The sequence below is a fragment of the Bradyrhizobium erythrophlei genome, assembly GCF_042430365.1.
In the GTDB taxonomy this organism is placed as follows: domain Bacteria; phylum Pseudomonadota; class Alphaproteobacteria; order Rhizobiales; family Xanthobacteraceae; genus Bradyrhizobium; species Bradyrhizobium erythrophlei.
Genome location: NZ_JBHMET010000274.1, coordinates 658,844 through 682,822 on the forward strand (window position 1 = coordinate 658,844; position 23,979 = coordinate 682,822).

General features: G+C 64.9%; 22 protein-coding genes and 1 pseudogene. 14 read left to right on the forward strand and 9 right to left on the reverse strand.

Translation table 11 applies throughout. From position 1 onward, the window contains the following. Positions 1-342: 342 nt before the first annotated feature. The 3 genes from ACFFWD_RS45000 to ACFFWD_RS45010 all read right to left on the reverse strand — a co-directional run bounded on the left by ACFFWD_RS45000 (position 343) and on the right by ACFFWD_RS45010 (position 2,474). Positions 343-786: a hypothetical protein gene (locus ACFFWD_RS45000; RefSeq protein WP_376975992.1), complete on the reverse strand. Its 444-nt coding sequence runs from the start codon at positions 784-786 to the stop codon at positions 343-345. Positions 787-914: 128 nt separating this feature from the next. Continuing rightward, positions 915-1,286 (reverse strand): ElaB/YgaM/YqjD family protein, encoded by a 372-nt coding sequence (locus ACFFWD_RS45005; RefSeq protein WP_376975913.1) that lies wholly within the window; start codon positions 1,284-1,286, stop codon positions 915-917. 75 nt (positions 1,287-1,361) lie between these two features. After that, positions 1,362-2,474: an AI-2E family transporter gene (locus ACFFWD_RS45010; RefSeq protein WP_376975915.1), complete on the reverse strand. Its 1,113-nt coding sequence runs from the start codon at positions 2,472-2,474 to the stop codon at positions 1,362-1,364. Positions 2,475-2,705: 231 nt separating this feature from the next. Here ACFFWD_RS45010 and ACFFWD_RS45015 point away from each other — a divergent pair. Continuing rightward, positions 2,706-3,502: pseudogene (locus ACFFWD_RS45015) on the forward strand (L,D-transpeptidase). 10 nt (positions 3,503-3,512) lie between these two features. Further along, the gene (locus ACFFWD_RS45020) at positions 3,513-4,145 is read left to right on the forward strand and encodes a DUF2865 domain-containing protein (RefSeq protein WP_376975916.1); all 633 of its coding nucleotides are present in this window, start codon (positions 3,513-3,515) and stop codon (positions 4,143-4,145) included. A 7-nt stretch (positions 4,146-4,152) separates the two neighbouring features. On the opposite strand, the gene ACFFWD_RS45025 is transcribed toward ACFFWD_RS45020, so the two are convergent. The 4 genes from ACFFWD_RS45025 to cysD form a co-directional block, all read right to left on the reverse strand. Beyond that, on the reverse strand, positions 4,153-6,246 hold the full coding sequence (locus tag ACFFWD_RS45025; protein WP_376975917.1) for a methyl-accepting chemotaxis protein: 2,094 nt from the start codon (positions 6,244-6,246) through the stop codon (positions 4,153-4,155). Positions 6,247-6,544: 298 nt separating this feature from the next. Next, positions 6,545-8,707, reverse strand: coding sequence for a malate synthase G (locus ACFFWD_RS45030; RefSeq protein ID WP_376975918.1), 2,163 nt, complete (start codon positions 8,705-8,707; stop codon positions 6,545-6,547). A gap of 168 nt (positions 8,708-8,875) precedes the next feature. After that, positions 8,876-10,795, reverse strand: a complete 1,920-nt coding sequence (gene cysC, locus ACFFWD_RS45035; protein ID WP_376975919.1) for an adenylyl-sulfate kinase — start codon at positions 10,793-10,795, stop codon at positions 8,876-8,878. Between the two features lie 58 nt (positions 10,796-10,853). Next, positions 10,854-11,648 (reverse strand): sulfate adenylyltransferase subunit CysD, encoded by a 795-nt coding sequence (cysD, locus tag ACFFWD_RS45040; RefSeq protein WP_376975993.1) that lies wholly within the window; start codon positions 11,646-11,648, stop codon positions 10,854-10,856. A 266-nt stretch (positions 11,649-11,914) separates the two neighbouring features. Here cysD and cysG point away from each other — a divergent pair, with 266 nt between their 5' ends. The 12 genes from cysG (at position 11,915) to ACFFWD_RS45100 (ending at position 23,326) form a co-directional block, all read left to right on the forward strand. After that, positions 11,915-13,351, forward strand: coding sequence for a siroheme synthase CysG (cysG, locus tag ACFFWD_RS45045; protein WP_376975920.1), 1,437 nt, complete (start codon positions 11,915-11,917; stop codon positions 13,349-13,351). Then, positions 13,348-13,665 carry a DUF2849 domain-containing protein gene (locus ACFFWD_RS45050; protein ID WP_376975921.1) on the forward strand — a complete coding sequence of 106 codons (318 nt, stop codon included), beginning with the start codon at positions 13,348-13,350 and terminating at the stop codon, positions 13,663-13,665. The genes cysG and ACFFWD_RS45050 overlap by 4 nt, the downstream gene beginning before the upstream one ends. Before the next feature lie 12 nt (positions 13,666-13,677). Next, the gene (locus ACFFWD_RS45055) at positions 13,678-15,333 is read left to right on the forward strand and encodes a nitrite/sulfite reductase (RefSeq protein ID WP_376975922.1); all 1,656 of its coding nucleotides are present in this window, start codon (positions 13,678-13,680) and stop codon (positions 15,331-15,333) included. Continuing rightward, complete coding sequence (locus ACFFWD_RS45060; protein ID WP_376975924.1) at positions 15,320-15,835, forward strand: DUF934 domain-containing protein; 516 nt, start codon at positions 15,320-15,322, stop codon at positions 15,833-15,835. Before ACFFWD_RS45055 ends, ACFFWD_RS45060 begins: the two co-directional genes overlap by 14 nt. Before the next feature lie 2 nt (positions 15,836-15,837). After that, positions 15,838-16,563: a phosphoadenylyl-sulfate reductase gene (locus ACFFWD_RS45065; protein ID WP_376975994.1), complete on the forward strand. Its 726-nt coding sequence runs from the start codon at positions 15,838-15,840 to the stop codon at positions 16,561-16,563. Between the two features lie 109 nt (positions 16,564-16,672). Beyond that, positions 16,673-17,674 (forward strand): sulfate ABC transporter substrate-binding protein, encoded by a 1,002-nt coding sequence (locus ACFFWD_RS45070; protein WP_376975925.1) that lies wholly within the window; start codon positions 16,673-16,675, stop codon positions 17,672-17,674. Positions 17,675-17,740: 66 nt separating this feature from the next. Continuing rightward, a complete protein-coding gene (gene cysT / locus ACFFWD_RS45075) occupies positions 17,741-18,547 on the forward strand; it encodes a sulfate ABC transporter permease subunit CysT (RefSeq protein ID WP_376975995.1) in 807 nt (268 codons plus the stop codon). A gap of 11 nt (positions 18,548-18,558) precedes the next feature. Then, positions 18,559-19,524 carry a sulfate ABC transporter permease subunit CysW gene (gene cysW, locus ACFFWD_RS45080; protein WP_376975926.1) on the forward strand — a complete coding sequence of 322 codons (966 nt, stop codon included), beginning with the start codon at positions 18,559-18,561 and terminating at the stop codon, positions 19,522-19,524. After that, positions 19,514-20,557: a sulfate/molybdate ABC transporter ATP-binding protein gene (locus ACFFWD_RS45085; RefSeq protein WP_376975927.1), complete on the forward strand. Its 1,044-nt coding sequence runs from the start codon at positions 19,514-19,516 to the stop codon at positions 20,555-20,557. Before cysW ends, ACFFWD_RS45085 begins: the two co-directional genes overlap by 11 nt. 208 nt (positions 20,558-20,765) lie before the next feature. Beyond that, positions 20,766-21,251 carry a CAP domain-containing protein gene (locus tag ACFFWD_RS45090; RefSeq protein ID WP_376975928.1) on the forward strand — a complete coding sequence of 162 codons (486 nt, stop codon included), beginning with the start codon at positions 20,766-20,768 and terminating at the stop codon, positions 21,249-21,251. 104 nt (positions 21,252-21,355) lie between these two features. Beyond that, on the forward strand, positions 21,356-22,525 hold the full coding sequence (locus ACFFWD_RS45095) for a DUF3734 domain-containing protein (protein ID WP_376975930.1): 1,170 nt from the start codon (positions 21,356-21,358) through the stop codon (positions 22,523-22,525). Positions 22,526-22,537: 12 nt separating this feature from the next. Continuing rightward, on the forward strand, positions 22,538-23,326 hold the full coding sequence (locus tag ACFFWD_RS45100; protein WP_376975931.1) for a 3-hydroxybutyrate dehydrogenase: 789 nt from the start codon (positions 22,538-22,540) through the stop codon (positions 23,324-23,326). 116 nt (positions 23,327-23,442) lie between these two features. On the opposite strand, the gene ACFFWD_RS45105 is transcribed toward ACFFWD_RS45100, so the two are convergent. Beyond that, complete coding sequence (locus ACFFWD_RS45105; protein WP_376975933.1) at positions 23,443-23,742, reverse strand: type II toxin-antitoxin system RelE/ParE family toxin; 300 nt, start codon at positions 23,740-23,742, stop codon at positions 23,443-23,445. Beyond that, on the reverse strand, positions 23,739-23,975 hold the full coding sequence (locus tag ACFFWD_RS45110) for a hypothetical protein (protein ID WP_376975935.1): 237 nt from the start codon (positions 23,973-23,975) through the stop codon (positions 23,739-23,741). The genes ACFFWD_RS45105 and ACFFWD_RS45110 overlap by 4 nt, the downstream gene beginning before the upstream one ends. Positions 23,976-23,979 lie beyond the last annotated feature (4 nt).

Consider the following 23,979-nt stretch of genomic DNA (forward strand, 5'->3'; position numbering starts at 1 on the left):
GGGGGGGTGTAAAGTGTCGCAAACCTCGGACGCATCGCGCCGCGAGAACGCGAATTCATATCCTCATCGCTCATTTGAATCAGCCAATCCCGTCATCCCCGCGCAACGGCTTCGCCGTTGTCGCTGGAGGAGCGCGCTCTTGCGCGCGTCTCGAAGGATGCACGGCCACCAGCCGGGCCGCGCATCCTTCGAGGCTCGCCCAGCGGCGCAAGTGCGCCGCAAGGCTCGCACCTCCAGCGACAAAGGCGGAGCCTTTGCGCGGGGATGACGGGACTGATAGTGACGCAAAACACATTGAGCGGGGAAACGTGGGTCCTGGCTTTCGCAGGACGACAACGTGGCCTACTCCGCGGCCTCGGCGTTGTCACTCGCGGCACTGCGGCTTGCCATCAGGCCGAGCGCGATGCCGCCGACGGCCAGGATCGGGAGCAGCCGCTTGACGCCGATCGCTCGGACGATCTGCAACCCGGTGGCGATCACGACGGGGTCGGCCAGCAAGGATGTGGCGGCGGCGCGCGCCTTCGCGGCTTGCTCGGCCTGCCGCTGCAGCTCGCGCTTGCGCACCGCGTAGCAGGCCACGGCGATCAGGGTGATCACGAAGAAGAGCGCGGCGCCCGCAAGACATGCCTGCACCAGGCCGTAGTTCTGCAGCACGAACACGAAGGCGGCCGCGCACAGGAAGGCGGCGGCGATGAACAGTGCGATCGCCACTGCGCCGGCCAGCGACGTCAGTTGCAGCGCGCCGCCGGCCGACCGCTTGATGTCATCGATCAGGCGCTGAAGCATGGACATGCCTTGCCTTGAAGAGAGCGTCGACAAAATTCGCGGCAGCCCGCCAGCGTTGCCATCTCGCCCACAAGGCTGGTTTGCGTATGACCGCCATTGCTGGCCTCATCGGTTGGACAGATCGCCTGCTACCGGCGCCAGGTGACGCCGATCAGGAAGCCGAGGCCGAGCGCCAGGCCGACGGTCGCGAGCGGCCGCTGCGTGATCACGTCTTCCAGCGTGTCCTCGATCGAGGACGCCGCTTCCTTGGCGGTACCCAGCATCGCGCTGCCGCGCACCGACACGTCGTCCATTGCGGTCTCGGCGTTGGCGCGCGCTTCGTCGTAGCGGCGGCGCGCCTGCTTGCCCGCGCTGCCGGCCAGCGAGTTGAGCGCGTCGCTGAGCTGTCGGGCGAGGGCGGCGATATCGTCCTTCACGGCGGTGACATCCTTCTCGAGACGCTCATAGGTCGCCTTGTCGGCCATGTTCTTGATTCCAAATGTGCTGTCCGTACCCGACATCGAAAGCTCCCGGAGAAATCTGTGCTGAGGGGAAAACGTTCGGCTGTTGCCGAAGTTCCTCCGTGCAAGCGGACGTTATTCCTCGGGGAGCTGCGGCGAATTGACCGGCATCAAATGCTCCTTGACGATCAGCGCCACGATCAGGAGCGGCGACGACAGGAACGCGCCGATCGGACCCCACAGCCAGGTCCAGAATGCGAGCGACAGGAAGACCGCCAGCGCATTCAGCGCGAGCCGGCGCCCGATGATGGTCGGTGTAATGAAATACCCTTCCATGAAAGAGAGCCCGGTAAAACAGGCCGCTGTGATCAGTCCGCCGACGATGGTCGGAAAGACAATGACACCGATGATCGCCAGCACTGTGAACGTGGCGACCGGGCCGATGATCGGAATGAAGTTCAACGTCGCGGCAAGCGCGCCGAGCCCGGCAGGATTGGGCATGCCCGTTATCACGCAAATCGTGCCGGTGACGATGCCGACGCCGACATTGATCGTCGTCACCGTGAGCAGGTACTTGCCGAGATGCTCCTCGATCTCGTTGATGATCCGCAGCATGCGAATTCGTGCAGCACGGTCGCGGAAGGTCATGACCAGCGTGCGGCGCAGATCCCGCCAGCTCGCAATGAACAGGATCAGGGTGACGACGAACAGCAGGAATTCGGCGAAGGTCGGCGACAGGAATTCCAACGTCGGCTGCACCCACTCGAATTTCGGTATCTGAAACGATGTCAGCATGTCGGAGCCGCCGACCATGCTCTGCAGCTCGTGCCAGAGTGCCAGCGGCCGATCGAACACATGCAGCTTCTCCTTCAGCATCGCGCCGAGCTCGGGAAGCTTCGAACGCCATTCCATCACCGGCGAGGAGATCAGGCCGACCATGAAGACGGCGCCGGCGCCGACCGCGGCCACGATCAGGACGGCGCCGAGCGGGCGAGGAATTCGGTGGCGCTCCAGGAAGCTTGCCGCCGGCGACAGCATGGTGCCGACGATGAAGGCCATCGTGATCGGAAGGAAGAACGCTTTCGCGACGTAGAGTACCGCGACGACGGTAATCACGAGAAGGCCGACCAGCGCGAAGGCCATGACCTCGGTGCGCCGGATGGCCGGGGGCAGTTCAACCTTGCTGTCGGGGACTGGCGCGCCTTCGGGCGCGGTCGCGACCACACGGTCACTGGGAAGGACACGCACAACGAATCTCCGGCCCGATCACGGGCCAACATACGCCCGCGAAGTCGCCCCGCGCGCCAAATTGTCCTCCGTCAACGGCGGAGGGGCGGACTGGTTCCATCGCGGGGTTGTGAGGGCGTGCGGGTTGACAGTCGCAGCCTTGCGACGATTCGCGGCGGAACCGGCCGATGGCGCTCCGCGTTTGCTGAGGCAGAGCATCGTCACGATGCGCGTTCATTACAGGGGCAGCACATGACACAGCAGTCTCTATCCGGATCCAGCCGCCGATCGTCGTTGCGCGCAGGCCGCGCCTTTGCCGTCGTCGGCATCCTGTTCGTCGCGCCGTTCGCGGTCGCCGGCTCTGCCAACGCGCAAGTCGGCACGCGCGTGCTCGGCTATGCCGCGAGCCAGGCGAGCGCGTTTCCGACCGACGAGGTGCTCAGCGACCCCGGCACCATGCCGGAGCGGCTGCGCCGCGCCGTCGTCGCGCTCAACATGACGGAAGCGCCCGGCACCATCATCATCGATACCGGCAACACGACGCTTTACTACGTGCTCGGCCAGGGCCGTGCGATCCGTTACGGCGTCGGCGTCGGCCGCGAGGGGTTCACCTGGTCCGGCGTGCAGAGCATCAGCCGCAAGGCGGAGTGGCCGGATTGGCATCCGCCGGCCGAGATGATCAGGCGCCAGCCCTATCTGCCGCGCTTCATGGCCGGCGGGCCGGGCAATCCGCTCGGCGCGCGGGCGATGTATCTCGGCACCAGCGAGTACCGCATCCACGGCACCAACGATCCCACGACGATCGGCAAATTCGTGTCGTCGGGCTGCATCCGCCTCACCAATGAGGACGTCAGCGACCTGTTCGGCCGCGTGATGTCGGCACCAGGGTGGTGGTGCTTGCGAAGGGCGCGCCGCACCTCGCCGCGCGCGAGCTCAATACGACGACGCAGGTTTCGGTCCGTCCCGCGCCGGTGCAACCGCGCCCGGCCGCGATGATGCTGCCCTCGGGCCGCCAGGCGACGAACATCTCGATGTCGTCACTGTACTGAAGGAAAGTGCATGGTGAAGCGTGAAAGGAAACGGTGGGTGCTCGGGACGGCGGCTCTGCTCTGCCTCTCGCTCGCGCCCGCCGCGCAGGCCCAGGATTTCTTCTCTGAGCTGTTCGGCAATCTGGTCCGGGGCCGCCCGCCGGTGATCCGGATGCCGTTCGACGACGGCAATGCGCCGGTGATGCCGCAGGTCGTGCGTCCGCGCTATGGCGGCGGCCAGGCCTATTGCGTGCGCACCTGCGATGGGCGCTATTTTCCGATCTCGACGTCCGGCAACCAGAGCAAGGCAGAATCCTGCAACAGCTTCTGTCCGGCGAGCGAGACCGAGATTGTGTACGGCAGCGGCATCGACAATGCCGTGACCGAGAACGGTGAGGCCTATTCGGAGCTGCCGAATGCCTTCCGCTATCGCAGCGAACTCGTCGCGGGCTGCACCTGTAACGGCAAGGATCCGGTCGGGCTTGCCTCGATCAAGATCGAGGACGATCCGACGCTGCGCAAGGGAGACATCGTGGCCGGCGAGAACGGGCTGATGGCGGTCGGCCGCGGTCCCGATCGCCGCGGCGCGTCGTTGAACTTCACCCCGGTGCCCGAGCGCATCCGCGCCAAGTACCAGCGTCCGCCCGTGGTGGCGCGGGAGTAGACCCCGATCAGGCGGCGCGGATCTTGCCCAAGAACTGGGTGACCTGATGGCCGAGCTGCTGGCTCTGGGTCTCCAGCGTCTCGGAGGCGCGCTTGACGTCCTCGGCGGCTGCGGCCGACGCATCGGCGTCGAGCTTCACGCCGGTGATGTTCTCGGAGACGTTCTTGGTGCCCTGCGCCGCGAACTGCGTGCTCCGCGTGATCTCCTGGGTCGCGGCGCCCTGTTCCTGCACGGCGGCGGCGATGGCGGTTGCGACCTCGTTGACCTCGCCGATGATGCTGCCGATGCCCTTGATGGCGTCGATCGCTTCGCCCGCCACCTTCTGGATGTCGGCGATCTGCTCGGAGATATCCTCGGTCGCCTTCGCGGTCTGGCTCGCCAGCGATTTGACCTCGGAGGCCACCACCGCAAAGCCGCGGCCGGCGTCGCCGGCGCGCGCGGCCTCGATGGTCGCGTTCAGCGCGAGCAGGTTGGTCTGCGCGGCGATGCTGTTGATCAGGCCGACCACCTCGCCGATGCGCCCGGCGGATGCGGCAAGCCCCTGCACGGTGCCGTCGGTCTCGCGGGCCTGGTCCACCGCGCGGCTAGCGATGCCGGCGGCGTGCGCGGCCTGCTGGCTGATGTCGTTGATCGAGGCAGAGAGCTCCTCGGCTGCAGCCGCGACAGTCTCGACGCTCATCGAGGCCTCGCCCGACGCCTTCTCGGCGACCTGGACGCGTTCGTTGGTCTGGCGCGACACCGTCGACAGACCGGTCGAGGTGCTGCGCATCTGGCCGGAGGCGTCGCCAAGCTGGCCGAGCGTCTGGCGCACCAGGCCCTCGAACTCGCCGACATAACCCTCGATCGCGAGCTGGCGCGCCGCGGCTCCGGCGTTGCGTTCGCGCTCCTGCGCCTCGATCCGGACCTTCTCCTCCGCCTGTTGCTTGAAGGTCTCCAGCGCGCCCGCCAGCGCACCGATCTCGTCGCCGCGCGCGGCATAGCCGGTATCGACCGAGAGGTCGCCGGCTGCGACCTTCAGCATGGCGTCGCGCATCGTATGCAGCGGCGCGATGACGCGGCGGCCGACCAGGAGCATCGCGCCGACGGTCAGGCCGATCGCGGCGGCGAGCAGGCCAACCTGCATGATCAGGGTATGCAGCGCCGTGGCGTACTGACCGGCGGCGTGCGCCTTGGCGGCATCGAGCGCCGCTTCGGCGACGCCGACCGCGGCGCCGAGGCGTCCGACGGTGACCGGCGTCCACTGGTTTGTCGTCAGCTCCGGCTTCTCGCCGGTGACCAGCGCGTTCACGAGCCGATCGCGCAGCGCGACATATTGCGGGTCGAAGTAGGCGGTCTTGTTCGCAGCCATCGCGTTCGACAGCGCCGGCGGCAGCTGCATGCCCCTGGTGGTCAACTCCATCGCATTCCATGCGGCATCGATGCCGCCGAGGAACCTGGCGTAGTTGCCCTTGATGTCAGCCGTCATCTTGCCGCTGTTCAGCCCGGTCGAGACGATCAGCGATGCTTCGCCGGCGGTGTTGCGCAACAGCCAGGCGATCTGCTTGATCGCAAGCAGCTGGTCGATCGTGGCGTCCTTGTGATTGACGTCGGCGGCGAGCACGCCGGACAGCTTGTCCATGTTGTCGAGAAGGGCATTCACCGTGTCGGTGTAGTCCTTGGCGAGCGTCGGGCGGCGCGAGGCCTTCGGCTTGCCCATCGCGTCCCAGAACTCGCTCTGCTGCGCACTCGCCGTCTTGAACCGGCGGTCGAGCTCGGGCACGAGCGCCTTCTGTTGCGCGAAATCGAAGGTGCCGAGCACGGCGAGCGCATTGGCCATCGCCGGCATCTCGGTGTCGCGGATGTTGCGCAGGTATTTCTCGATGTCCGCTTCGATCGGCGCATCGGAGTTCAGGAGGCGGCTCGTCGTCGAGCGGTCGGTGCGCAGATTGTGCATCGCCTTGAACAGGCTGGCGGAGGCGTCCGCGATGACGGAGATGCGGCTTGCGACCTGCAGGCGTTCCCAGGACTCCCAGGCATTCAGCGAAATCGCCATCACCACGCAGAACGAGGTGACAAGGATGACGGTCTTCAGCAGCGCGGATACGGTCAGGCGATTGAGCATCGTGCTTCCCCCAAAGCTGTCGCCATTTGGGACAAGAAGGGTAAACACTTCGACAGTTTCACGGTCGTAGTACTACTGAACCATTTGAATTCCTTGCGCTTTTCTGATGACCGTGGATTGCGGAGGAGCGGGGCTACCGTCTGCACGTTGAAGGGAACGTACGTTCAACGCTTTCTGGGCGCGGTAGTGACCGTGCTCGGCGTGAGCTCGCTAAGGCCGTGTTCTGAGCTGCGCGTGGCGCAACAAAAAAGCCCCGACGTTGCGCCGGGGGCTTTCGTATCGTCGCGCTTTCCTCAGATCAGCCCGCGGCCTTCGCTTCGCGGCGGCGCGCGGTGAGGATGTATTCGGTGTAGCCGTTCGGCTGCGTGCGGCCCTTGAAGACGAGGTCGCATGCGGCCTGGAAGGCGACGCCATCGAACAACGGGGCCATTGGCTTGTAGAGCGGATCGCCGGCGTTCTGCTTGTCGACGACGACGGCCATGCGCTTCAGCGATTCCATCACCTGGTCCTTGCTGACGACGCCGTGCTCCAGCCAGTTCGCCAGATGCTGGCTCGAGATGCGCAGGGTGGCGCGATCTTCCATCAGGCCGACATCGTGGATGTCGGGGACCTTGGAGCAGCCGACGCCCTGGTCGATCCAGCGCACGACGTAGCCCAAAATGCCCTGGCAGTTGTTGTCGATCTCCTGCTTCACGTCGTCGGGCGCCCAGTTCGACTTGGAGACCGGGATCGTGAGGATGTCGGAGAGCTTGGCGCGCGGGCCGCCCTTGGCGAGCTCCTGCTGGCGGGCTGTTACGTTGACCTGGTGATAGTGCAGGGCGTGCAGCGTGGCCGCGGTCGGCGACGGCACCCAGGCGGTGGTGGCGCCGGCCTGCGGATGTGCGAGCTTCTGCGCCAGCATGTCCGCCATCTTGTCGGGCGCGGCCCACATGCCCTTGCCGATCTGGGCGTGGCCGGGCAGGCCGTCGACGAGGCCGGTGTCGACGTTCCAGTCCTCATAGGCCTTGATCCAGGGCTGCGCCTTCATGTCGTTCTTGCGGATCATCGGACCTGCTTCCATCGAGGTATGGATCTCGTCGCCGGTGCGGTCGAGGAAGCCGGTGTTGATGAACATGATGCGCTTCGAGGCGCGCTGGATGCAGGCCTTGAGGTTGACCGTGGTGCGGCGCTCCTCGTCCATGATGCCGACCTTCAGTGTGTTCTCCGGCAGTCCGAGCAGCTTCTCGACCTCGGCGAACAGATCACAGGTCAGCGTCACCTCGTCGGGACCGTGCATCTTCGGCTTGACGATGTAGGCCGAGCCGGTGCGGCTGTTCTTGACCTTCGAATTGCCCTTGAGGTCGTGGATCGCGAGCAGGCCCGCGACCGCCGCGTCCAGCAGGCCTTCGGGAATCTCCTCGCCCTTCGCATCGAGCACGGCGTCGGTGAACATGTGGTGGCCGACATTGCGCATCAGGAGCAGGCTGCGGCCGTGCAGCTTGAGCTCGCCGCCATCAGGCGTCTTGTAGACCCGGTCGGCGTTGAGCGAGCGGGTCATGGTCTTGCCGCCCTTCTCGAAATCGGCCGACAGCGTGCCGTTCATCAGGCCGAGTGTGTTGCGATAGACCAGCACCTTGTCCTCGGCATCGACGGCGGCGACCGAGTCTTCCATGTCGAGAATGGTGGAGACCGCCGATTCCAGAATCATGTCGGCGACACCCGCCGGGTCGTCCTTGCCGATGACGTTGTTGCGGTCGATCTTGATCTCGACATGCATGCCGTTGTTGACCAGCAGGATCGCGCTGGGCGCGGCCGCATCGCCCTGATAGCCGGCGAACTGCGCGCCGTCCTTGAGCGCGGTGGCGTTGCCGCTCTTCAGCTTGGCCGAGAGCTGACCCGCGATCACGCTGTAGGAAACGACGTCGGTGTGGCTTGCGGTCGCGAGCGGCGCCGCGGAATCAAGGAAGGCCTTCGCCTTGGCGATCACCTTGTCGCCACGCGCCTTGTTGTAGCCGCGGCCGGTCTCGCTCGGGTCATGCGGGATCGCGTCGGTGCCGTAGAAGGCGTCGTAGAGCGAGCCCCAGCGCGCATTCGCCGCATTCAGCGCGTAGCGGGCGTTGGTGAGAGGCACCACCAGCTGCGGGCCGCAGATCTTGCCGATCTCGTCGTCGACATTGGCGGTCTCGACCTTGTGGGTGGCGGGCTCCGGCAGAAGATAACCGATCTCCTTCAGGAAGGCGGTGTAGGCGTTGATGTCGAACGCCTTGCCCTTGTGGGCGCGATGCCAGTCGTCGATCCTGGCCTGCAGTGTGTCGCGGACCGCGAGCAGCTCGCGATTCCGCGGCCCGAGCTTCTGGATGATGGCGGCCAGTCCGGCCCAGAATGCGTCGGGAGCAATCCCGGTTTTGGGGGCCGCCTCCTTGGCGATGAAATCGAACAGGACAGGGGCGATCTTCAATCCGTGGGCATCGACACGAGTCATGATGGGCTTTCTCGAAAGAATCGGGCGTTTAGAGGCTGTTTTCGGCCGAAAGCAGCAAAAAATGCGCCAAAGGGCCGCGTTCACGGCCCTTTTAGCCCTAAACTTACAGCTCTGAGAAGGCCCCCTGAGGGGGCCATCTCCGAGATCGATCGGGGGGTGAAAACCGGCCTAGATGTTAGCCGCGAGATCGACCAGCTCGTCGAACAGCACGCCGGTCTTCGCCAGCATCCGTTCGATCTCGTCGGCGGCATCGGCGACCGGGCGGGTCGAGGTGTCGATCGTGAGCTCGCTGCTCGTCGGCGGCTGGTAATCGTTGGTGATGCCGGTGAAGGACGGCAAGCTACCGGCGCGGGCCTTGGCGTAGTGGCCCTTCGGGTCGCGGGTCTCGCAGACCTCGGCAGGGGTTGCGACATAGACCTCGCGGAACGCGCTGTCGGCAATGCGGCGCGCGGCGGCGCGGTCGGCGGCCGATGGCGAGACCGCGGCGACGATTGCGATGTGGCCGTTGCGCGCGAGATGGGTCGCGACTTCGGCGAGCCGGCGGATGTTCTCGCTGCGGTCCTGCGGCGAGAAGCCGAGATCATTGTTGAGGCCGGCGCGCAGGGTGTCGCCGTCGAGCAGGATCGGCGAGCCGCCGATGCCGAACAGCCGCCGCTCCAGCGCGCGTGCCAGCGTCGACTTGCCGGAGCCGGGCAGGCCGGTCAGCCAGACCACCGCGCCGTTGTGGCGATAGCGTGCCGAGCGCTCGTCGGGCCGCAGCGCGGACTCGACCGGCACGATATCGACGGGCACCGCGCGCTGGCCGGCATCGACCGACAGCACGAGGCCACCGCCGGCGATGCGGCCGTTGACCTCGATCACCAGGCGCCCGGTGCGCGGATTCTCGGTGTAGGGATCGGTCGCGACCGGCTGCGCCAGCGAGATGTCGATCTCGCCGACATGGTTGCGCGCGATCGCCTTGTTCTCCTCGTTGGACAGCGCGCCGGGATCGATCGCCTTCTCGATTGCGACCACGGTGGCGCGGCTTTCCCTCGTGCCGAGCCGGATCAGGATCTGCTCGCCCTTGGTCAGCGGCTTGTCGTGCAGCCAGAAGATCCGCGCGCGGATGCGGCGGGTGTCGCGCGGGCTTTGCCCGATGTGACCGATGACGTCGCCGCGCTCGATGAACAGCTCGCGGTCCAGCGTGATGCCGACCGAACGTCCCGCGGTCTGCGGGCCGTCGAGCGGCGTCACCGGCCAGCTCTCGACGGTCTTGATCCTGGCGATCTTGCCGGTCGGCATGATCACGATCTCGTCGCCGGCCTTCAGTCCGCCGGACTCGATGCGTCCCGCGACGATGCGGCGGTCGTCGAATTTGTAGATCGCCTGCACCGGCAGCCGCAGCGGAAGCTGTGCCAGCGGCCGTGCCGGCTCCAGTGCATCGAGCGCCTCGACGACGCTCGGCCCCTTGTACCAACTGATCCGCGGCGTGTGCTCGGCAACGCCGTCGCCGTCGCGCGCCGAGATCGGGATCACCGCCGACGGCGTCACGCCGAGGCCGGTCAGATGCGCCGAAATCTCGTCGCTGATCTCCTTGAAGCGATCGGCGCTGAAATCGACGCGGTCCATCTTGTTGACGACGACCGCGACCTGCTTCACGCCGAGCAGATGCAGGAGATAGCCGTGCCGCCGCGTCTGGTCGCGCACGCCCTCGAGCGCGTCGATGATCAGCACGGCGCCGTCGGCTTGCGAGGCGCCGGTGATCATGTTGCGCAGGAATTCGGCGTGGCCGGGCGCGTCGATCAGCACGACGTCGCGCGAACGGGTGCGGAAGCGGATTTGTGTGGTGTCGATGGTGATGCCCTGGTCGCGCTCGGTCTGCAGCGCGTCGAGCAGGAACGACCATTCGAACGGCATGCCGCGCCGTGCGCTCACCGCCTTCAGCATCTCCAGCTTGCCGTCCGGCAGGCTGCCGGTCTCGTGCAGCAGGCGGCCGACCAGCGTGGACTTGCCGTGATCGACGTGGCCGACGATGACGATGCGCACCTGCGGCCGCGTCGTGCCGTTGGGCGTTGCCGAGATCGAGGCAGTGGGAAGGATCATGTTCATCGGAACGCTCACGCCAAGTTTGGATCAGGGATCGGAAATCAGAGACAACGAGGGTGGATCAGAGATAGCCGGCGACACGCAGCCGCTCGAACGCATCCTCGGTCTCGTGATCGAGCGCGCGACCGGCGCGCTCCGGCACCTTGGTGCCGTCGAGCTCGGTGAGGATTTCGTCGATGTTCGACGCGGTCGAGGCGACCGGGAAGGTGATGTCGGCGTCGCCCAGCGAGCGGTAGCGCTTGCCGTCCTTGGTCAAATAGAGCGGGATGATCGGAATGTTCTCGCGCTTGGTGTAGGCCCAGATGTCGGCCTCGGTCCAATGCAGGATCGGATGGATGCGCAGATGAGCGCCTTGCGGCGGTGAGGCGTTGAAGTGATCCCAGAATTCCGGCGGCTGGTCGCGCACGTCCCATTCGCCCTCGAGCCCGCGCGGCGAGAACACCCGCTCCTTGGCGCGCGTTGCCTCTTCATCGCGGCGGATGCCGGCGATCAAGCCGTCGAAGCCGAATTTGTTCAACGCAAGCTTGAGACCCTCGGTCTTGCGCGCGGCGGAGCGCGCCGCCGGCGGCAGGGTCGGGTCGACGCTGTCGATCGGCGGGCAGGGCTCGACGCGCAGGTCGAGATCCCATTCCGTGCCGAAGCGATCGCGAAACGCATACATCTCCGGAAACTTCTTGCCGGTGTCGACATGCAGCGCCGGGAACGGGACGCGGCCGAAGAACGCTTTCCGCGCCAGCCAGATCATCACATTGGAGTCCTTGCCGAGCGACCAGAGCAGCGCGAGCTTCTTCAATCGCGCGAAGGCTTCACGCAAAATGTAGATGCTCTGCGCCTCGAGCTCGTCGAGGTGATCCATCGAGGGCGCCGACAGCCCCTGGTCGGGCAAAATTTTCGGCACGGATGATGCTTGGTTGCGGGCTGAGTTGAAGACTGCGGACGACAACCCGTCCCTGGCGGATTCGTTGTTGAGAAGATGCATCTACCGGCCCTTGGACTCTGGAGGCGGAAATTCTAAAGTTGCGCCGCAATAGAGAAGAAATAATTTTCTCTTTGCCGGCCTTGATCGAGAGATAAATAGAAAATAATTTCAGTCAACCCCGAAGTTGGGGAAGCGAGTGCTTGATGCGATATCTGCCCGTATTTTTGGATCTGCAAAGCGGCAAGGTGCTGCTTGTGGGAGCTGGCGAGCTCGCGCGGGCCAAGCTGCGCCTGCTCGCGGCGGCCGGAGCGCAAGTTCGCTGGTATGCGACCGACGGCCATCATGACGTCGCCGGTCTTGCGCCCGACGATGCCGCGCGCGTCGAGCGCGCCGAGGGCGATCCGCTCGCGGCCGACCTGAAAGGCATCATTGCAGTTCTCTGCGCCGGCGCGGGCGACGTCGGCGTCGCGATGTCGGCGCGTGCCAAGGCGGTCGGCCTGCCCATCAATGTGATGGATGACCTCGCGCATTCGACCTTCATCGTTCCCGCCATCGTCGATCGCGGCGACGTCGTGGTCGCCGTCGGCACCGGTGGCGCTTCCCCGGTCGTGGCACGCCGTGTCCGCGAGCGCATCGAGGCGGTGCTGCCGGCGCGCATCGGCGATCTCGCAGGCTTCATCGGACGTTTCCGCAAATCGATCCACGAACGCATTCCCGAGTTTCCGCTGCGCCGCCGTTTCTGGGAGCGCATCGTCGATGGTCCGATCGGCGCGCTGGTGCTGGCCGGCCGCAAGGACGAAGCCGAGAAGGCGCTCGCCGACATTGCGGATCACGCCGCATTCGCCGGTGCGAACATAGCGGGCAAGTCGGAAGGTCATGTGACGCTGGTTGGCGCCGGTCCGGGCGACCCGGATTTGTTGACCGTGAAGGCGCTGCGCGCGCTGCAGGACGCCGATGTCGTGTTCTACGACGAGCTGGTGTCGCCGGAGGTTCTGGATCGCGCCCGCCGGGATGCCGCACGCATCCCGGTCGGCCGTCGCGTCGGCAAGCCAGGCATCGGCCAGGATGCCACCAACAAACTGATGATCGAGGCCGCCAAATCCGGCCAGCGCGCGGTGCGGCTGAAGGGCGGCGATCCCTTCATCTTCGGCCGTGGCGGCGAGGAGATCGAGGTGCTGCGCGCCGCCGGCGTCGCCTACACGATCATCCCCGGCATCACGGCAGGCCTTGGTGCGGCTGCGCAGTTCGAAGCGCCGCTGACCTATCGTCACGAGGCGCTGCGCATCACCTTCCTGACCGCGCACAAGGCGCGGGACGCCGAGACGGTCGACGGGTCCGTGCTCACCGACAAGAAGATGACGGTCGTCGTCTACATGGGCATGACCGCGGCGCCGTCGATCCGCGCCGGCCTGCTCGCCGCGGGACGCTCGCCGGAGACGCCGGTCGGCGTGTTCGCGCGCGTAACGCGGCCGGATGCTCAGGCCGCCGTCGGCACGCTCGAGCGGCTGCCCGACCTGGTCAAGAAAATCGGTGGCGGTCCCGCCGTCCTTATCATTGGCGACGTCGTCGCGCATTCCGCGCCGTGGCGCCAATCCAACCTCAACCAAGTGATCTCGGACCTGCTGGAAGCTGCCCAATGACCTCTCCGCTTGAACAGAAGAAAATCAGAATCACGGGCCCGTCGATGGTCACCGCCAACCGCACCTGGGATGGCGCCGTGGTGTACCGCACCGCGCAACAGGGCTGGTCCACCGAGCTGTCCGATGCGGCGATCGTGAGCACGTCGGATGATGCGCGCGCGCTGCTCGCCGAAGGCGTTGCCGACGATGTCGGCGCGGTCGGCGCCTATATCGCGCCGGTCGAAGTCAATGACGGCGGCAAGATCAAGCCCGGCAATCTCCGCGAACATATCCGCGCCAAGGGCGTCACCATCGATCTCCGCGTGCCGGCGTAAGGTTCATCAATCATGTATGCATATGACGAACTCGACCGCACGCTGATCAACGAGCGTGTTTCGGAATTCCGCGACCAGGTGAAGCGCCGCCTTTCGGGCGAGCTCACCGAGGACGAATTCAAGATCCTGCGGCTGCAGAACGGCGTGTACCTGCAATTGCACGCCTACATGTTTCGCGTCGCGATCCCCTACGGCACGCTGTCGTCGAAGCAGTTGCGCCGGCTTGCCCACGTCGCGCGCCGCTATGACCGCGGCTACGGCCACTTCACCACGCGGCAGAACATCCAGTTCAACTGGATCAAGCTCGCCGAATTGCCGGATGCGCTGGCCGATCTCGCCGATGTCGGCATCCACGCGATGCAGACCTCTGGCAACAACATGCGCAACGTGACCTCGGACCAGTGGGCCGGCGTCGCGCCGGGCGAGATCGAGGATCCCCGCATCTGGTCGGAGCTGCTCCGCCAGCACACCACGCTGCATCCGGAATTCTCGTTCCTGCCGCGCAAGTTCAAGATCGCGATCACGGCCTCCGAGCACGATCGTGCCGCGATCAAGATCCACGACATCGGCCTGCGCCTGCACAAGAACGCCGACGGCGAAACCGGCTTCGAAGTCCTGGTCGGCGGCGGCCTCGGCCGCACGCCGTTCATCGCCAAGACCATCAAGCCGTTCGTGCACGGCCGCGACATCCTGAGCTATGTCGAGGCGATCCTGCGCGTCTACAACCAGTACGGCCGCCGCGACAACATCTACAAGGCGCGCATCAAGATCCTGGTGCACGAGCTCGGCATCGAGAAGTTCGCGAAGGAGGTCGAGGAGGAATGGAAGCAGATGGGCGACGTCGGGCTGACGCTCGATCATGCCGCCATCGAGGAGGTCCGTTCGCGCTTCTCCTATCCGGCCTACGAAAAGCTGCCGCACATGCCGGACGAGCTGAAGCAGGCCGCGCATGATCCGCTGTTCGAGCGTTGGCGCAAGAATTCGGTGTCGCCGCACAAGGTGCAGGGCTATTCGATCGTGACGCTGTCGCTGAAGCCGGTCGGTGGCCCGCCCGGCGACGCCACGGCCGAGCAGATGGATACCGTCGCCGATCTCGCCGACAAATATTCGTTCGGCGAAATCCGCGTCGGCCATGAGCAGAACCTCGCGCTGCCGCACGTCGCCAAGCGCGATCTGCCGGCGCTGTTCAAGGCGCTCGACCGCATCGGGCTCGCGACGCCGAACGTCAATCTCGTCACCGACATCATCGCCTGCCCGGGACTGGACTACTGCTCGCTGGCGAATGCGCGCTCGATTCCGATCGCGCAGGAGCTGACGCGGCGTTTCGCCAATCACGACACCGCCGACCTGATCGGTCGCCTGCACATCAACATCTCCGGCTGCATCAATGCCTGCGGCCATCACCATGTCGGCCATATCGGCATCCTTGGCGTCGAGAAGAACGGCGAGGAATTCTACCAGATCACGATCGGCGGCCGCGCCGACGAGAACGCGCAGATGGGCACTCTGATCGGCCCGGCCGTTCCCTATGCGGAAGTCGCCGATGTGATCGAAGACATTGTCGAAGCCTATCTCGCGCTGCGCGACCGTCCCGAGGAGCTGTTCGTCGATACGGTGAAGCGCCTCGGTGTCGAACCTTTCAGGGAGCGGGTCTATGCCACTCGTTAAGAACGCAAGAATTACCAACGATCTGTTCGTCCATGTCGCCGACGGCGCGGAGCTGCCAGGCGACGGCGCGGTCCTGGTTCCGGCCGAGCGCTTTCTCGCCGATCCCGAGGCGCTGCTGCGGCGCCCGGGCAAGGTCGGCGTGATCTGGCCGAACAATCGTGATCTCGACGATCTCGTGCCGTATCTCGATCGGCTTGCGGCGGTCGCGCTGGTGTTCCCGACGTTCCGTGATGGCCGCGCCTACAGCCAGGCGCGTCTCCTGCGCGAGCGCCACGGCTATGACCGCGAATTGCGGGCCACCGGCCAGGTGCTGCGCGACCAGTTCGTGTTCATGACACGCGCCGGCTTCGACGCCTTCGAGGTGAAGAAGGATGCCGATGCGGACGCTTTCGCCGACACCATGACGCGCTATTCGGTGTTCTATCAGCCGACCGGCGACGGTCGCGTCACCGCGCTCAACCGGCGCATGCAGTTGCGCCATTCGGAGAGCGCCGGTCAGTGAGCATGCTTGCACCAGAGTTGTCGCTATCGCAGTCGGACGCGTTGCCTCCTGCTGACGTCCTCGATCGCGCGCTGCGCGCCGCCTCGCCCGCCGAAGTGATCGCGACCGCGCTGAAGACGGTCGGCCGCGAGCGGCTCGCACTGGTGTCGTCGTTCGGTACGGAATCGGCCGCGCTGCTCAAGGTGATGGCGGACGTCGATCCCGCGATCCCGGTGATCTTCCTCGACACCGGCTGGCTGTTCGAGGAGACGCTCGCCTATCGCGACACGCTGATCGAGACGCTCGGCCTCACCGACGTGCGTTCGATCAAGCCGCTTGAGGAAACGCTGTCGCGCGAGGATTCCGACCGCGAGCTGTGGTTCTCCGATCCCGACGCTTGCTGCCGCATCCGCAAAGTGGAGCCGCTGGCGCGCGCATTGAAGCCTTTCTCGGCCTGGATCAACGGCCGCAAGCGCTTCCAGGGCGGTGCCCGCGCCGATATTCCCGTCGTCGAGGACGACGGTGCACGGCTGAAGTTCAATCCCTTCGCCAATGTCTCGCGCGAGGACATCGAGGCGATCTACAAGCTCGGCAAGCTGCCGCCGCATCCACTTGTCGCATCGGGTTATCTGTCGGTTGGGTGTATGCCTTGCAGCAGCCGGGCCATATCCGGCGAAGATGCACGCGCTGGCCGTTGGCGTGGCCAGGCGAAGACAGAATGCGGCATCCACACCATCAAGACTTCGTAGCACAATGCCGCTGCGCCGCCGCAAACAATGAAATGCGGTTTCGTTGACTCAAGACCACTTCACCGCGAGTTATGTCTTGCGTGTTCCCTGATCTCATCGATCAGGTGGAATGGAGATTGAAATGGTCCGTCGTATCCTGCCGCTCGTCGCGGGGCTGTTGTGGGCAAGCTCGGCTTTCGCTGCCGATTACTCGCTGCTCAACGTGTCCTACGATCCGACCCGCGAGCTCTATGTTGATTTCAACAAGGCGTTCGCAGCCGCCTATCAGAAGGAAACCGGCAAGAGCGTCGAGATCAAGCAGTCGCATGGCGGCTCCGGCTCGCAGGCGCGCGCCGTGATCGACGGGCTGCAGGCCGATGTCGTCACGCTGGCGCTCGCCTACGACATCGACGCGATCGCGGGCAAGGGCTTGATCGCTGCCGACTGGCAGAAGCGGCTGCCGTTGAATGCCTCGCCCTATACCTCGACGATCGTGTTCCTGGTGCGCAAGGGCAATCCCAAGGGTATCAAGGATTGGGACGATTTGATTAAACCTGGTGTCGCCGTCATCACGCCGAACCCGAAGACTTCGGGCGGCGCGCGCTGGAACTATCTTGCCGCCTGGGGCTATGCGCAGAAGAAGTTCGGTTCGGCGGACAAGGCGAAGAAGTTCGTCGCCGATCTCTACCAGAATGTGCCGGTGCTCGATACCGGCGCGCGCGGCTCGACGGTCACCTTCGTCGAGCGCGGCGTCGGCGACGTGCTGCTCGCTTGGGAGAATGAAGCCTTTCTGGCGCAACGCGAATTCGGCAAGGACAAGTTCGAGATCGTGTCGCCACCGCTGTCGATCCTAGCCGAGCCGCCGCTCGCAATCGTCGACAAGGTTGCCGACAAAAAGGGCACGCGCGCCGTCGCCGAAGCCTACTTGAAGTATTGGTACACCAGGGAAGGTCAGGAGATCGCCGCGCGCAACTCCTATCGCCCGCGCGATCCCGAGATCGCCAAGGAGTACGAAAAATCCTTCGCCAAGGTTGAACTTTTCACTATCGACGACGTTTTCGGTGGCTGGACCGAGGCGCAGAAGGATCACTTCGCCGAGGGCGGCATCTTCGATCAGATCTACAAGAACTGATCGAAGGGTTGGCCGAACGCGAGAGCAGGGGGATTTGTGAGCACAGCGGTTGCACGGCGGAGCACCTTGCCGGGGTTCGGTCTCACCATGGGGCTGACCCTGACCTGGCTCTCCGTCATCATCCTGATTCCGCTGGCCGGCCTGTTCCTCAAGACCTTCGAGCTCAGCCTCGACCTATTCTGGGGCATCGTCACCAGCCGCCGCACGCTGAATGCGCTGAAGATTTCCTTCGGTCTCTCCTTTGCGGCGGCGCTGGTCAATCTGGTGATGGGCACGATCATCGTCTGGGCGCTGGTGCGCTACCGCTTTCCCGGCCGCCGGCTGTTCGATGCCATCGTCGACGTTCCCTTCGCGCTGCCGACCGCGGTCGCCGGCGTCGCGCTGACGCAGCTGTTTGCGCAAAAGGGCTGGCTTGGTGCGCCGCTCGCCGAACTCGGCATCAAGGTCGCGTTCACGCCGATCGGGATCTTCATCGCGATGATCTTCATCGGCATTCCCTTTGTCGTGCGCACGGTGCAGCCGGTGCTGATCGATCTCGACCCGGAGATCGAGGAAGCAGCCGCGAGCCTCGGCGCCAACCGCTGGCACACCGTGTTCCGCGTCATTCTGCCGAGCCTGATCCCGGCGCTGCTCACCGGGTTTGCGCTCGCCTTCGCGCGCGCCATCGGTGAATACGGCTCGGTGATCTTCATCGCCGGCAATCTGCCGAACGTCTCGGAGATTGCGCCGCTGTTGATCGTGATCCGGCTGTCCGAATTCCGCTATGCCGATGCCACCGCAATCGCGGTCGTGATGCTGGTGGCTTCGTTCCTGATCATCTTCCTGATCAATCGCCTGCAGCACTGGGCGCAAGCCCGCATTCCCGTGCATTGAGGGTGCAGGCAATGTCGGTGCAATCAGGACTGGCGACCTCGACGACGCAGCTGCGGACCTATGCGCCCGCGGCCGATGTCAGCGTCGCCACGCCGGCGACCCGCAAGGAGGCCGCGCATCCGCTGCCGCTTCCGGCGAGAAGGAACCCGCGCACCGAGCCGGGGCCGGTGCGCTTCGTCATAATCGCGCTGGCGGTGACCTTCCTCACGGTCTTCGTCGTGCTGCCGCTGGTCGTTGTGTTTGCCTCTTCCTTCTCGAAGGGCATAGGCGCCTATTTCTCGGCGCTGGCCGAGCCGGAGGCGCTCGCCGCGATCAAGCTGACGCTTTTGGTCGCCGCGATCTCGGTCACGTTGAATCTGGTGTTCGGGGTGATCGCGGCCTGGGCAATCTCGAAGTTCGAGTTTTCCGGCAAGACATTCCTGATCACGCTGATCGATCTGCCGTTCTCGGTCTCTCCCGTGATCTCGGGCCTCGTCTTCGTGCTCCTGTTCGGCGCGCAGGGCTTCTTCGGCCCGTGGCTGCAGGCGCACAATGTCCACATCCTGTTCGCGGTGCCCGGCATTGCGCTCGCGACCATCTTCGTCACCTTCCCCTTCGTGGCGCGCGCGCTGATCCCCTTGATGCAGGAGCAGGGTACGCAGGAGGAGGAGGCGGCGATCTCGCTCGGCGCCTCCGGCCTGCAGACCTTCTTCCGCGTCACGCTGCCCAATATCAAATGGGGCCTGCTCTACGGCGTGCTGCTCTGCAATGCGCGCGCGATGGGCGAGTTCGGCGCGGTGTCGGTCGTCTCCGGCCATGTCCGCGGCGAGACCAACACGATGCCGCTGCTGGTCGAGATTCTCTACAACGAATATCAGTTCGTATCGTCGTTTGCGATCGCGTCGCTGCTCGCCATGCTGGCGCTGATCACGCTGGTGGCGAAGACCATCCTCGAACGGCGTCTGGACGATGAAGCACAGGTGAGCGATGGCGATTGAAGTCAGGAATATCGTCAAGAAGTTCGGCAGCTTTGCCGCGCTCGACAATGTCGATCTCAAGGTCGCCGACGGCGAGCTTTTGGCGCTGCTCGGCCCCTCCGGCTCCGGCAAGACGACGCTGCTTCGGATCATCGCCGGCCTCGACTGGCCTGACACCGGCGACGTGTCGATCGACGGCGAAAATGCGCTGACGCGCGGCGCGAGCGAGCGCCAGGTCGGCTTCGTGTTCCAGCACTACGCGCTGTTCCGCCACATGACCGTGTTCGAGAACGTCGCCTTCGGCCTGCGCGTGCAGCCGCGCGCGATCCGCAAGGACGAGGCAACGATCCGCGCCCGCGTCAAGGAGCTGCTCGATCTCGTGCAACTCGACTGGCTCGCCAACCGCTATCCGAGCCAGTTGTCCGGTGGCCAGCGGCAGCGCATCGCGCTGGCGCGTGCGCTCGCGATCGAGCCGCGCATCCTGCTGCTCGACGAGCCCTTCGGTGCGCTCGATGCGAAGGTGCGGAAGGAATTGCGGCAATGGCTGCGTTCGCTGCACAACGAGATCCACGTCACCTCGATCTTCGTCACCCACGACCAGGAGGAGGCGCTCGAAGTCGCCAACCGCGTAGTGGTGATGGACAAGGGCAGGATCGAGCAGGTCGGCACGCCCGGTGAGGTCTACGACAATCCGGCGACCGCCTTCGTGCACGGCTTCATCGGCGAATCCATCGTGCTGCCGGTCGATGTCAGTGGCGACGCCGTGCAGCTCGACGGTCGTCCGCTGAACATTGCGGCGCTCGGCGCCGCGTCCGGCGCGTCCAAGCTGTTCGTGCGGCGCCATGACATGGCGATCGGGCCCGCCGGCACCGGCTCGCTGGAAGGCGCGGTCCGCCATGTCCGCTCGTTCGGCCCGATCCAGCGCGCCGAGGTTGCGCTGTCGGCCGGCGAGGGCAAGACCGTGATCGAGATCGACGCCCCCCGCGACCGCGAACTCCAGGCCGGCGAGATCGTCTCGCTGCAGCCCCGCCGCTACCGGATCTTCGCGGCCTAGGAGTAAGGGCCCGCGTAGCCCGGATGGAGCGAAGCGCAATCCGGGGAGACCGCACCAAGGGGCCAAGGCTGATCCCGGATTTCGCTTCGCTCCATCCGGGCTACCGTTTGATGGGCCGCCCCAAAATTTCCTCCCTGTTCACCATTCAGCCACGGTTGGTATGCAACAACGGCAGGCCAACCTTGGGGGTTTTTCAGTGAAACGGACGATGGTCGCCCTTTTCGGGCTTCTGGTGCTTGCCGGCTGCGCCGCGGACACCAAAATCCCGGATCAACCGGCCATGTATATGAACATGGCTCAGCCGGGCGCCGTTCTGGATACGCAGGCGGCCGCGATCATGTTTTCCCAGTATCGCCAGAACAATGGTCTCGGCACCCTGGTGGTGGACCCGGACCTGGTGAAGCTTGCCGAGCAACAGTCGCAGGCGATGGCCGTCCGCAACAAGATGGACCATGACGTCAAGGCTCCGCTTGGCAAGCGGCTGGAGGCCGGGGGTTATCCCGCAACGGCGGCGGTCGAGAACATCTCGGCCGGCTATCATACGCTGGCGGAAGCGTTTTCCGGCTGGCGCGATTCGCCGCCGCACCGGTCCAACATGCTCAAGGGCGGTGTCACAAAAATGGGCATCGCGGCCGTCTATGCTCCAAACACCAAATACAAGGTGTTCTGGACGCTCATTCTTGCGGCAACGTGAATTCGATAAACTCCGCGTGATCTGACCCATCATCTCGCTGATTGACGCCGCAGCGAACAGCCGCCACGGTGCCCCCAATTCATGTCCTGACCGAACGGATACGAATGGATACCTCGGATTCCGCGCCAGCCTGTGTACCTGCGAACTCGCAGCGCGTGCTGGTCCTGCAAGGCGGCGGTGCGTTGGGCTCCTATCAGGCCGGCGCCTTCCAGGCGCTCTGTCATGCAGGGTTCGAGCCGGAATGGATCGCCGGCATCTCGATCGGCGCCATCAATGCCGCGATCATCGCCGGCAACGAGCCGAGCAAGCGTGTGCCGCGCTTGAAGGAATTCTGGGAGATGGTGTCGTCGCCGGTGCCCTGGAATCCCGTGGTCTCCGGCGACCGCGCCCGCTCGGTCTTCAACGAGACCAGCGCCGCCCTGATCGCGACCTTCGGCGTGCCTGGCTTCTTCGTCCCGCGCATTCCGCCGGCGCCGGTGTGGCCGCCCGGCATGCCGCAGGCGCAAAGCTATTACGACACCGCGCCGCTGAAGAGGACGCTCGAGCGCCTCGTCGATTTCGACCGCATCAACGATCTGAAGACGCGGCTGTCGGTCGGCGCGGTCGGCGTCACCTCCGGCAATTTTCGCTACTTCGACAATTACGAGTTCAAGAAGCTCGGCAAGAAGATTGGTCCCGAGCACATCATGGCGTCGGGCGCGCTGCCGCCCGGCTTTCCCTCCGTCGTCATCGACGGCGAGCATTATTGGGACGGCGGCATCGCCTCCAACACGCCGCTCGATTTCGTGCTGGACGAGGAGACCAAGCGCGATCTGCTGATCTTCCAGGTCGACCTGTTCAGCGCCCGCGGCGCGCTGCCGGAGACGCTGCTGGAAGCCGCCGAGCGCGAGAAGGATATCCGCTACTCCAGCCGCACGCGGATGAACACCGACAAGAACAAGCAGATTCACAACGCGCGCATGGCCGTGCGCGACTTGATCGGCAAGCTGCCCGACTATCTCAAGAACGATCCCTCCGTCGAATTGCTGCGCGAGGCGTCGAAGGAGAACACCGTCACGGTGGTTCACCTGATCTACAAGAGCAAGAACTACGAGACCAATTCCAAGGACTACGACTTCTCCCATTTCGCGATGGTCGAGCACTGGGGCGCCGGCGTTCGCGATGTTCACTTGTCGATGCGTCACAAGGAATGGCTGGAACGGCCGCAGTCCGGGGAAACCATGGTGACTTACGACCTCACGGGGGACGACCCCAAGCCCCCCGAAAGCAAATAGGAGCGAAGTAGAATGGGTACGTTGACAGGCAAGACCGCCGTTGTGACCGGCTCGACCAGCGGCATCGGATTGGCCTATGCGCGCGCCTTCGCCGGCGCCGGCGCCAACATCGTCCTCAACGGCATGGGCGTGCCTGCCGACATCGAGAAGGAGCGCTCCGGCATCGAGACCGATTTCAAGGTCAAGGCGGTGTATTCGCCGGCCGACATGACCAAGCCGGCCGAGATCGCCGAGATGGTTGCGCTTGGCGAGAAGACCTTCGGCTCGGTCGACATCCTCGTCAACAACGCCGGCATCCAGTTCGTCTCGCCGATCGAGGAGTTTCCGCCGGAGAAGTGGGAAGCGATCATCGCGATCAACCTGTCGTCGGCGTTCTACGGCATCCGCGCCGCGGTGCCCGGCATGAAGAAGCGCGGCTGGGGCCGCATCATCAACACCGCGTCCGCGCATTCGCTGGTCGCTTCGCCGTTCAAGTCGGCCTATGTCTCGGCCAAGCATGGCATCGCCGGCCTCACCAAGACGGTTGCGCTCGAGCTTGCCCAGTTCAAGATCACCTGCAACTGCATCAGCCCCGGTTATGTCTGGACGCCGCTGGTCGAGCACCAGATTCCGGAGACGATGAAGGCGCGCAACCTGACCAAGGAGCAGGTGATCAAGGACGTGCTGCTCGCCGCGCAGCCGACCAAGGAGTTCGTGACCTCGGAGCAGGTCGCAGCCTTGGCGCTGTTCCTGTGCGGCGACGAGGCCGCCCAGATCACCGGCGCCAACCTCTCGATCGACGGCGGCTGGACCGCGGAGTAGCCATCGTCGAACGTCCCGCCGCCGGGTTGGGCGCGGAGTATCATGCGCACGCGCGGCGGGAGCCGGTTCTGATCAATATCAGGGCCGGCTCTCGTCTTGGGAACGATCAGGATCGCCTAGTTGATTTCGGGTGGCGAAAATGGCGCGCGCGACGTGTGCCTGATGTGCAGAATGTCGACTGTGTCGCCGCGAACCCGATAGAAAATTCGGAACGGATAACGCAGGACGGTAACCACACGGACCGTGTCGCGGCCCGATACGCGCGGAGCGGCCTCAGGGGCCTTGCAAATGCGGTCGATGACGCTTCGGAAACGATGTTCAATGGCCGCGGCAACTGCCGGGCTCGCGTTGACTGAATAGTAGGTCGCAATCTCGTCCAGATCAGCCAGCGCCTGCCGCGAAAAGACGAGCTTCATTTCCGGCGAAACTTCGCGAACGCAGCTTCGATCTCGCCATCGGTCGCGACATTTCCGGTATCGATGGAGGTCATCGCGGCATCGATGATGCGCAGCTCCTCATGTGTCGCGACATATTCGTCGCCACGCAGTTCGCTTTCGATCTGATTTGCGATGGATACAAGCTCATCCTGGGCCGCTTCGGGCCAGGATTGAACGCGGTCGAGCAGCTTCTTCAGTTCGGCGGTAGTCATGGCA